Genomic DNA, 9504 nt, shown 5'->3' on the forward strand with positions numbered 1-9504 from the left:
GGACGTCCCGCGGGCGGCACGCGGTGTGCCGCCCGCGGGACGTCCCCGTCGGACGAGGTGCTCAGAGCTGGGGCGCGACCCGGGCGGCGACGGCCACGACGTGCTCGAGGTCGCCGATGTCGAGGACCTGCAGGTAGAAGCGGGTGACGCCGGCCTCGGCGTAGGCGCCGATCTTCGCGACGACCTCGTCGGGGGTGCCCGCCAGGCCGTTCTCGCGCAGCTCGGCGGGCGCGCGCCCGATGGCGGCGGCGCGGCGGGCGACCTCGGCCTCGTCCTGCCCGCAGCACAGCACGAGGGCGGCGGAGTACGTGAGCTCGTCCGCGTCGCGGCCGGCGGCGGCGCAGGCCTCCCGGACCCGGCCGAACTGGGCACGGGCGGCGTCCACGGGCTGGAACGGCACGTTGAACTCGGTGGCGTAGCGCGCGGTGAGCTCGGGGGTCCGCTTCTTGCCCGTGCCGCCGATGATGATCGGCACCCGGCGCTGCTCCGGCTTGGGCAGCGCCGGGGAGTCCTTGAGCTGGAAGTGCTCGCCGTGGTGGTCGAACGTCTCGCCCACCGGCGTGGACCACAGGCCCGTGATGACGGCCAGCTTCTCCCCGAACCGGTCGAAGCGCTCCCGCATGCCCGGGAACGGGATGCCGTAGGCGGTGTGCTCGGCCTCGTACCAGCCGGCGCCCAGACCGAGCTCGACGCGGCCGCCGGACATCTGGTCGACCTGCGCGACCTGGATGGCCAGCACGCCGGGGTGGCGGAAGGTCGCGGAGGTGACGAGGGTGCCGAGGCGGATGCGGGTGGTGTCGCGGGCGAGCCCGGCCAGGGTGGTCCAGGCGTCGGTCGGGCCGGGCAGCCCGGCCTCGGGGCCGGTGGACTCCCCCATGACGAGGTAGTGGTCGGAGCGGAAGAACGCGTCGTAGCCGGCGTCCTCCGCAGCGACGGCGAGCCGCAGCAGGTCGTCGTAGGTGGCGCCCTGCTGGGGCTCGGTGAAGATGCGCAGATCCATGCGGCCCATCCTGCCGCCGATCGGCGCACCGGACTCAGCGGGTGCTCACTTGACCGCACCGAGGGAGAGGCCCTGCACGAGCTTGTCCTGCGCCGCGAACCCGGCGACGAGGACGGGCAGCGAGACGACGGTGGCGGCGGCGCACAGCTGGGCGAGGAACAGGCCCTGGCTGGTGAGGAAGCTCGTCAGGAACACCGGCGAGGTGCCGGCGACGGTGGCGGTGAGCGTCCGGGCCAGCAGCAGCTCGTTCCAGCTGAAGATGAAGCAGATGAGCGCGGTGGCGGCGATGCCGGGCACCGCGACCGGCGCGACGATCCGGCCCAGCGTGGTGGTGAGGCCGGCGCCGTCGATGGCGGCGGCCTCCAGCATCTCCACGGGGACCTCCGCCAGGAAGGAGCGCATCATCCACACCGCGATGGGCAGGTTCATGGCGGTGTAGAGCACGACGAGGAGCCAGACGTTGTCCAGCGTGCGGGTGTGCAGGGCGAACAGGTACAGCGGCAGCAGGCCGGCGACGACGGGCAGGAACTTCGTGGACAGGAAGAAGAACATGACGTCGGTCCACTTGCGCACCGGCCGGATCGACAGGGCGTAGGCCGCCGGGATGGCCAGCAGCAGCACGAGCACGGTGGAGACGACGGAGGCGGTCGCGGAGTTGATGAGGGGTGCTGCGGGGTCGGAGGCGAAGAAGGTGCGGTAGCCGTCCAGGGTGAGCGAGGCCGCGAACGCGGGCGGGTTCGTGGCCGCGTCGGTCTCCGCGTGCAGGGAGGTGAGGACCATCCAGAGCACGGGGGCCGCGAACAGCAGGCCGACGGCCCAGGCGAGGACCCCCCACAGCGGGGAGGAGCGCCCGGAGACGGCGCGGGCCCTGCGCTCGGCGCGGCCGGTGGGGGCGGTGGCGCGCGGCGTGGTGGTCGGGGTGCTCATCGCGCGGTCTCCTCGGTGAACATCGACGACACGACCCGCAGGGCGAAGGTCGCGATGATGATGGTGGCGATGACGGTGACGACGCCCATCGCCGAGGCGATCCCGTACTCGTGGGCCTGGAAGAACGTCTGGTAGATCGTGTACGGCAGGTTCGCGCTGCCGAGGCCGCCGGCGGTGATGGTGTAGACGGCGTCGAAGTTCTGCACGATGTAGATGGACCCGAGCAGGCCGCCGAGCTCGAGGTACTGCCGCAGGTGCGGCAGCGTCAGGTGGCGGAAGATCTGCCAGGAGTTCGCCCCGTCCATGCGGGCGGCCTCGACGACGTCGAGCGCCCGGCTCTGCAGCCCGGCCAGCAGGATGAGCATCATGAACGGCGTCCACTGCCAGACCAGCGCGGCCTCGATGGCGATCCTCGGGGCGCTGGAGATCCAGTCCGGCTGCGGCGGTGAGTCGGAGCCGAACAACCTCCAGGTGCTGGTGAGCAGGCCGTTGAGGAGGCCGTAGGACGGGTTGAACAGGGCGTGCTTCCACAGCAGCGCCGCAGCGATCGGCACGACGAGGAACGGCGCGATCATCATGGTGCGCACCGCGCCCCGCCCGGGGAACCTCCGGTCCAGCAGCAGGGCGATGCCCAGGCCCAGCACGAGGCTGACGAGGACGACGGTGACCGTCATCACCAGGGTGTTGACGACGGCGTCGAGGAGGAAGGGGTCGGTGAAGACCTGCACGTAGTTGTCGATCCCGGCGAACCCGCGCTCGTCGGGGGCGAGCGGGTTCCAGCTCATGAACGAGACGACGAGCGTCACGACGAACGGCAGCTGGGTCACGACGATGGTGAAGACCAGCGCGGGCAGCAGGGGCGCGCGGCGGGCCCAGTCCGCGGTGCGCCGGGCGGAACCGCGGTCGGTCCGGACCTCCAGGCGTTCCGGGGTCGCGGTTCCGCGGGGGGCGGAGGTACCGGTGGTCATGGCTGTCGTCCCTCCACGGGCGGTCGCGGGGGCGTGCCGCCCCGGGTTCTGGACCGGCTCACCGCCGGTTCACTCCTGGTAGCGCTCACCGACGCGCTCTGCGAGCTGCTGGCCCACGTCGAGGGCGTCCTCGACGCTCTCGCGCCCGGCGATGGCGGAGCTGACCAGCTGGGAGACCTTCGTCCCCAGGTCGGTGAACTCGGGGATGCCGACGAACTGGATCCCGGGCGCCGGGCGCGGCTGCACGCCGGGGTTCTCCGGGTCGGCGGAGCTGATGGCCTCCTGGGTGGCCTGGTAGAAGGGGCCGGCCGAGGCCTGGTAGTCGGGGTTGGCGTAGGTCGAGGCCCGCTTGCCGGCCGGGACGCGGGGCCAGCCCAGCTCCTCGCCGACGAGTTCCTCGTACTCCTTGCTGGAGGCCCAGGAGATGAACTCCCAGGCGTCGTCCTTCTTCTCGCTGGCCTGCTGCACGCCCCAGGCCCAGGAGTAGATCCAGCCGGAGGAGTCCGTCTCCACGACGGGCGCCTGCGCGTAGCCGATCTTCCCCGCGACGGGGGATCCCTCGGCCTCCAGGGAGCCGGCGGCGGACGTCGCGTCGTACCACATCGCGACGCCGCCCTGTGTCATGGCGTTGAGGCACTCGGTGAACCCGGCCTGCGGGGCGCCGGCCTCGCCGTGGGCGCGGACGAGGTCGACGTAGAACTCGGTGGCCTCGGTGAACTCGGGTGCGTCGACCCGCGCGTTCCAGTCGGCGTCGAACCAGGTGCCGCCGAAGGTGTTGACCACGGTGGTGAGCGGGGCGAAGAGCTGTCCCCAGCCGGGCTGGCCGCGCAGGCAGATCCCCTTCATGCCCGGCTGGGCGCCGTCGACGCGGGCGGCGAGGTCGGCGACCTGCTGCCAGGTGGGTTTCTCGGGCACCGTCAGGCCTGCCTGCTCGAACACGTCCGCGCGGTACATGAGGAAGGAGGACTCCCCGTAGAACGGCTCGGCGTAGACCGCGCCGTCGGCGCCGCGCAGGCCGCTGGCGATGGGCGGGAGGACGTCGTCCTGGTCGAAGTCGGGGTCGGCCTCGATGTAGCCGTCGAGGGGCGCCAGCCAGCCGTTCTCGGAGTAGAAGGGCACCTCGTAGTTGGAGATGCTCGCCACGTCGTACTGCCCGGCCTGGCTGGAGAACTCCTGGCTGATCTTGTCCCGGACGTCGTTCTCGGGCAGCACCGTGTAGTTGACGGTGATGCCGGTCTCGGCGGTGAAGTGCTCGGCGGTGAGCTCCTGCAGGTCGACCATCTGCGGGTTGTTCACCATGAGCACGTCGATGCTGTCGCCGCTGCCACCGGCTGCGGTCCGCCCGCCGGCGCCCGCGCAGGCGGTGAGCGCGAGGCCGCAGGCGAGGGCCGCGGCGAGCGCCGCGCGCGACGGTCGGTGGCGTCGGGCCATGGTGCCCTCCCGGTGTCTGCGTCGACAGGTGGGTCGTGCGGTCGGTGCCGGGTGAACCGGCGGTTCCGCCATTGCTCCGCTCATCTGAGCGGGCTACTCTCACGTGAGCACACGTCCACCGCTGCCGCCGCGGGTTGTCAACCACGTGCGCCGCGCGTCGGCGCGACGGGCGGCAGCGGCACCGCGGGTCCTGCCGACGGAAGGGGGCGACGTGGCGCGGACGCCAGCGCGCGCCGGCGCACCGGGTTCGGTCAGCACCCTGGCGCTGGCCGCCACCGTCGCCCGGCGCTTCCACGTCGAGGGCATGACGAAGGTGGAGATCGCCCGCCAGCTCGGCGTGAGCCGCTTCAAGGTGGCGCGGCTGCTGTCCACCGCCGTGGACCACGGCCTGGTCCGCATCGAGATCCACCCGCCCGCCTCCCTCGACGGGGAGATGTCGGAGGAGCTGCGGGCCCGCTTCGGCCTGCGCAGCGCCTTCGTCGTGGTGCCCGAGGAGGACGGCGTCGACGGCGGGCGGCGGGCGGTGGCCCGGTTCACCGCGGGGCTGCTGGAGGAGGTGGTGACACCGGAGGACGTGGTGGGCCTCGCCTGGGGCCGCACGATCTCCGTGCTCTCCGCCGGCGTGCGGGCCCCGCTGCACTGCCGCTGCGTCCAGCTCAGCGGCGCGCTGCCGCGCCCCGACGTCCGCGAGAGCGCCGTCGACGTGGTGCACCGCATCGCCGAGGCCACCGGCAGCTCCGCGGTCACCTTCTACGCCCCGCTGGCCGTGCCGGACGCGGCCACCGCCGAGGGGCTGCGCTCGCAGAGCGGCATCGCCGAGGCCCTCGCCGAGCACGACTCGCTCACCCGCGCCGTGGTCTCCATCGGCTACTGGGCCGCCGGGGAGTCCACCGCCTACGACTCCCTGTCCCCCGCCGACCGCGACGCGCTGACCGCGGCCGGCGCGTGCGCGGAGCTGACCGGCCTGCTGTTCGGCGTCGACGGCACCGCCCTGCCCGACCTGGCGGACCGGGTGGTCGGCGTCACCGTGGAGCAGCTGCGGCGCACCCCCGACGTCATCGCGATGGCCTCCGGCCTCGGGCGCGCGCTGGGCACGGCCGCGGCGCTGCGCAGCGGCGTCGTCTCCACCCTCGTCACGCACACCACCCACGCCCGGCAGGTCCTCGACCTGCCCGAGCCCGCCCCCCGTGCCGCGCGCCGCCCGGCAGCCCGCCCGTCCCGACCCCGGAGGTCCCCGTGACGCACCTCAGCGCCGAGGCGCTGCCCGCGCTCGCCGAGCGCCTGCCCGTCCCCACCTACGACCGCGCCGGCGTGCGGGTGGGGATCGTCCACCTCGGCGTGGGCGGCTTCCACCGCGCGCACCAGGCGATGTACGTCGACCGCCTCCTGGAGCGCGGCCTGGCCCGGGACTGGGGGATCTGCGGTGTCGGCGTGCTGCCCTCCGACGCCCGGATGCGCGACGCGCTGCGCGCCCAGGACGGCCTCTACACCCTCGTGCTCAAGCACCCCGACGGCACGTGGGAGCCGCGCGTCGTCGGCTCGCTCGTGGAGTACCTGCTCGCCCCGGACGACCCGGCCGCGGTCGTGGAGCGGATGGCCGAGGAGGCGGTGCGGATCGTCTCCCTCACCGTGACCGAGGGCGGCTACAACATCCACGCCGTGACCGGCGGGTTCGACCTGTCGAACCCCGACGTGGCCGCCGACCTGGAGCCCGGGGCGGTGCCGCGCACCACGTTCGGCCTCGTCACCGCCGCCCTCGCGCTGCGCCGGGAGCGCGGCGTGCCGCCGTTCACGGTGATGTCCTGCGACAACGTCCAGGGCAACGGCGAGGTGGCCCACCGGGCGTTCACGGCCTTCGCCACCGCCCTCGACGCCGAGCTGGGCGCCTGGGTGGAGCGGGAGGTGCGCTTCCCGAACTCGATGGTGGACCGCATCACCCCGCAGACGACCGAGGAGGACCGCGCGGAGCTGGCCCGCCGCTTCGGGGTGGAGGACGCGTGGCCGGTGGTGTGCGAGCCGTTCACCCAGTGGGTGCTGGAGGACGGCTTCGGCGCGGGCCGCCCGCCCCTGGAGGAGGCGGGCGTGCAGGTGGTCGCCGACGTCGGTCCCTACGAGCTGATGAAGCTGCGGCTGCTCAACGCCAGCCACCAGGCGCTGTGCTACTTCGGCCACCTCGCCGGCCACCGGCTCGTGCACGAGGTGTGCCAGGAGCCGCTGTTCGCGGAGTTCCTGCTGGGGTACATGCGCGAGGAGGGCGAGCCGACCCTGGCGCCGGTGCCGGGGATCGACCTGGCCGGCTACCAGGAGGAGCTGATCCGGCGCTTCTCCAACGCCGGGGTCCGCGACACCGTCGCCCGGCTGTGCGCGGAGAGCTCCGACCGCATCCCCAAGTGGCTGCTGCCGGTGGTGCGCCACCAGCTGGCCACCGGCGGGGAGCTGCGCCGCTCCGCCGCGGTGGTGGCCTCCTGGGCCCGCTACGCCGAGGGGGTCGACGAGGCCGGCGAGCCGATCGAGGTGGTGGACCGGCTGCGCGAGCGGCTGCGGGCCGCAGCGCTGCGCCAGCGGGAGGAACCCCTCGCGTTCCTCGCCGACCGGGAGCTGTTCGGCGACCTCGTCGACTCCCCCGCCTTCACCGGTCCCTACCTGCGGGCGCTGGGGTCGCTGCACGCCCGCGGTGCCCGCGCCACGCTGGAGGAGCTCGTGGCGCAGCTGCGGCGGGAGGGGGTGGCCCGCTGACGCCCGCCCGGCCCCCGTCGCCGCCCGGGCGGCCCCCGGCGGCGCCCGGACGGCGACGTACCCTGAGCCGGTGACGATCGCACCGGAGGGACGCAGGCTGCTGCGCGTGGAGGCCCGCAACGCCGAGACGCCCATCGAGCGCAAGCCGTCGTGGATCCGCACGAGGGCGCGCACCGGGCCGGACTACACCGAGCTCAAGGGCCTCGTGAAGCGCGAAGGCCTGCACACGGTGTGCGAGGAGGCCGGCTGCCCCAACATCTACGAGTGCTGGGAGGACCGCGAGGCCACCTTCCTCATCGGTGGCAGCGAGTGCACCCGCCGCTGCGACTTCTGCCAGATCGACACCGGCAAGCCGTCGCCGCTGGACACCGACGAGCCGCGCCGGGTGGCCGAGAGCATCGCCACGATGGGGCTGCGCTACGCCACGATCACGGGCGTCGCGCGCGACGACCTGCCCGACGAGGGCGCCTGGCTGTACGCCGAGACGATCCGGCAGGTGCACGCGCTCAACCCGGGCACCGGCGTGGAGATCCTCGTGCCGGACTTCTCGGGGAACCCGGCCCTGCTGGGGCAGGTCTTCGACGCCGCCCCGGAGGTCTTCGCGCACAACGTCGAGACGGTGCCGCGGATCTTCAAGCGGATCCGCCCCGCCTTCCGGTACGAGCGCTCCCTCGACGTGATCACACAGGGCCGCGACGCCGGGCTGGTCACCAAGTCCAACCTCATCCTGGGCATGGGCGAGACCGACGAGGAGGTCGTGGCCGCGCTGCGCGACCTGCACGAGGCCGGCTGCGACATCGTCACCATCACCCAGTACCTGCGCCCCACCCCCCGCCACCACCCGGTGGAGCGCTGGGTGAAGCCGGAGGTCTTCGTCGAGCTGGCCGCGGAGGCCGAGCGCATCGGCTTCGCCGGCGTGATGTCCGGGCCGCTGGTGCGCTCCTCCTACCGCGCGGGGCGGCTGTGGGCGCAGGCGATGCGCCGCCGAGGCCGCCAGGTGCCCGCGGAGCTCGCGCACCTGGACCGGGAGTCGCCCGCCAGCCAGGAGGCCTCCAGCCTGCTCGCCCGGCTGCAGCGCAGCTGACCCGGGCGCCCACCCCGGCCGACGCCCACCCCCACCGGGTGGCGGCGGGGGACCGCGCCGGCGCGGTCCACCGCCGCCGTATCCTGGCGCCATGGCCCGCTCGAAGCCCTCCCCCGACGCCGCCCCGGCACCCGCCAAGCCCCGCAGGGGTCGCGGGGCCTCCAAGGCCGCCAAGCCGGGCGGGGCCGGCAAGCAGGGCCGCCTCAAGCAGATCCGCGCCGTCTACCGGATGACGACGACGGCGGACCCGGCCAGCCGCTGGTGGCTGCTGCTCGCCCTGCTGGTGCCGGTCGCGGTCGGCGTCGTCACCGGCGTCCTCAGCGGGCACTGGATCTACTTCCCGCTCATCGGGCTGCTCCTGGGCGTGCTCGCCGCCACGATCGTGCTGGCCCGCCGGGCAGAGCGGGCGGCGTTCTCCCAGATCGTCGGGCGGCCGGGGGCGGCGGGCGCCGCGCTCAGCACGCTGCGCCGCGGCTGGAACGTCGACCAGCAGCCGGTGGCGATCAACCCGCGCACCCAGGACATGGTGTTCCGCGCCATCGGCCGCCCGGGTGTCGTGCTCGTCGCGGAGGGGCCGCGGGAGCGGGTGCGCCGCCTCGTGGAGGACGAGCAGCGCAAGACGGCCCGCCTGGTGCCCAACGTCGAGATCCACACCTTCTACGCCGGCGACGGCGAGGGGCAGGTGCCGCTGCGCTCGCTCAACCGCAAGGTCACGAAGCTGCGGCCGAAGCTGACCAACCAGGAGGTCGCCCACGTCGGCAAGCGGCTGCGCGCCCTGGGCGGCGTGCGCCCGCCCCTGCCCAAGGGCATCGACCCGATGCGGGCGCGCCCCGACCGCAAGGCGGCCCGCGGCCGCTGAGCGGCCCACCGACCCCGACGCCCCCTTCCTCCCCGCGCCGCCGGCGCCGTGGTGCCCGCCCTCAGCGGCGCAGCACCACGGTGCCGGCGGCGCGGTCGTGCAGGCCGCGCCGGTCGCCGTCGTAGACGACGGCGGGGATGACGAGGCAGAGCAGCACCGCGCGCACCGCCGAGCGCAGCACCCCCACGGCGCCGAGCCGTCCGGCGGGGTCGATGCCGCGCACCACGACGCCGGCGACCAGGTGCCCCGGCGTGAAGCCCGTCGTCCCGACGAGGACGAGGTGCACGACGGCGAAGACGACCAGCGGCCCGGCCTGGCGGCCGAGGACCTCGCCGAGGAAGGCGTTCGCGACGAGCGAGGCCAGCGCCCAGTCCACGGCGATGCCGAGCACGCGCCGCCCCCAGCCGGCCACCGAGCCGGGGCCGGCGGCCGGCAGGCCCAGGCGCTCACCGGGCGGGCGGGCGTCGTCCGGCGGCTCCGGGGCGGGGCGGGGCGGGGC

The 9504-nt window shown here is 74.3% G+C and carries 9 protein-coding genes; 4 read left to right on the forward strand and 5 right to left on the reverse strand.

The window, feature by feature from the left end:
• Positions 1-61: 61 nt before the first annotated feature.
• The 4 genes from ABEB16_RS10350 to ABEB16_RS10365 all read right to left on the reverse strand — a co-directional run bounded on the left by ABEB16_RS10350 (position 62) and on the right by ABEB16_RS10365 (position 4326).
• Complete coding sequence (locus ABEB16_RS10350; RefSeq protein ID WP_345712172.1) at positions 62-1000, reverse strand: LLM class F420-dependent oxidoreductase; 939 nt, start codon at positions 998-1000, stop codon at positions 62-64.
• 45 nt (positions 1001-1045) lie between these two features.
• Positions 1046-1927 (reverse strand): carbohydrate ABC transporter permease, encoded by an 882-nt coding sequence (locus ABEB16_RS10355; RefSeq protein ID WP_345712173.1) that lies wholly within the window; start codon positions 1925-1927, stop codon positions 1046-1048.
• Positions 1924-2895: a carbohydrate ABC transporter permease gene (locus ABEB16_RS10360; protein WP_345712174.1), complete on the reverse strand. Its 972-nt coding sequence runs from the start codon at positions 2893-2895 to the stop codon at positions 1924-1926. Before ABEB16_RS10360 ends, ABEB16_RS10355 begins: the two co-directional genes overlap by 4 nt.
• Positions 2896-2964: 69 nt before the next feature.
• Positions 2965-4326 carry an ABC transporter substrate-binding protein gene (locus ABEB16_RS10365; RefSeq protein WP_345712175.1) on the reverse strand — a complete coding sequence of 454 codons (1362 nt, stop codon included), beginning with the start codon at positions 4324-4326 and terminating at the stop codon, positions 2965-2967.
• Positions 4327-4537: 211 nt separating this feature from the next.
• On the opposite strand from ABEB16_RS10365, the gene ABEB16_RS10370 reads away from it, so the two are divergent.
• The 4 genes from ABEB16_RS10370 to ABEB16_RS10385 all read left to right on the forward strand — a co-directional run bounded on the left by ABEB16_RS10370 (position 4538) and on the right by ABEB16_RS10385 (position 9005).
• Positions 4538-5566: a sugar-binding transcriptional regulator gene (locus tag ABEB16_RS10370; protein WP_345712176.1), complete on the forward strand. Its 1029-nt coding sequence runs from the start codon at positions 4538-4540 to the stop codon at positions 5564-5566.
• Positions 5563-7062 (forward strand): mannitol dehydrogenase family protein, encoded by a 1500-nt coding sequence (locus ABEB16_RS10375; RefSeq protein WP_345712177.1) that lies wholly within the window; start codon positions 5563-5565, stop codon positions 7060-7062. Before ABEB16_RS10370 ends, ABEB16_RS10375 begins: the two co-directional genes overlap by 4 nt.
• Before the next feature lie 70 nt (positions 7063-7132).
• Positions 7133-8146, forward strand: a complete 1014-nt coding sequence (gene lipA / locus ABEB16_RS10380) for a lipoyl synthase (RefSeq protein WP_345712178.1) — start codon at positions 7133-7135, stop codon at positions 8144-8146.
• Positions 8147-8237: 91 nt separating this feature from the next.
• The gene (locus ABEB16_RS10385; RefSeq protein WP_345712179.1) at positions 8238-9005 is read left to right on the forward strand and encodes a DUF4191 domain-containing protein; all 768 of its coding nucleotides are present in this window, start codon (positions 8238-8240) and stop codon (positions 9003-9005) included.
• 61 nt (positions 9006-9066) lie between these two features.
• Here ABEB16_RS10385 and ABEB16_RS10390 read toward each other — a convergent pair.
• A partial coding sequence (locus tag ABEB16_RS10390) for an RDD family protein (protein ID WP_425560158.1) occupies positions 9067-9504 on the reverse strand: 438 nt, incomplete at its 5' end.

This window comes from Kineococcus glutinatus, assembly GCF_039542765.1.
Classification (GTDB): Bacteria; Actinomycetota; Actinomycetes; order Actinomycetales; family Kineococcaceae; genus Kineococcus_A; species Kineococcus_A glutinatus.

Excerpts from the sequence above, each read along its gene's own strand:
- ABEB16_RS10385 (WP_345712179.1), top strand. The coding sequence starts at position 8,238 with ATGGCCCGCTCGAAGCCCTCCCCCGACGCCGCCCCGGCACCCGCCAAG.
- ABEB16_RS10350 (WP_345712172.1), bottom strand. The coding sequence starts at position 1,000 with ATGGATCTGCGCATCTTCACCGAGCCCCAGCAGGGCGCCACCTACGAC.
- ABEB16_RS10365 (WP_345712175.1), bottom strand. The coding sequence starts at position 4,326 with ATGGCCCGACGCCACCGACCGTCGCGCGCGGCGCTCGCCGCGGCCCTC.
- ABEB16_RS10360 (WP_345712174.1), bottom strand. The coding sequence starts at position 2,895 with ATGACCACCGGTACCTCCGCCCCCCGCGGAACCGCGACCCCGGAACGC.
- ABEB16_RS10355 (WP_345712173.1), bottom strand. The coding sequence starts at position 1,927 with ATGAGCACCCCGACCACCACGCCGCGCGCCACCGCCCCCACCGGCCGC.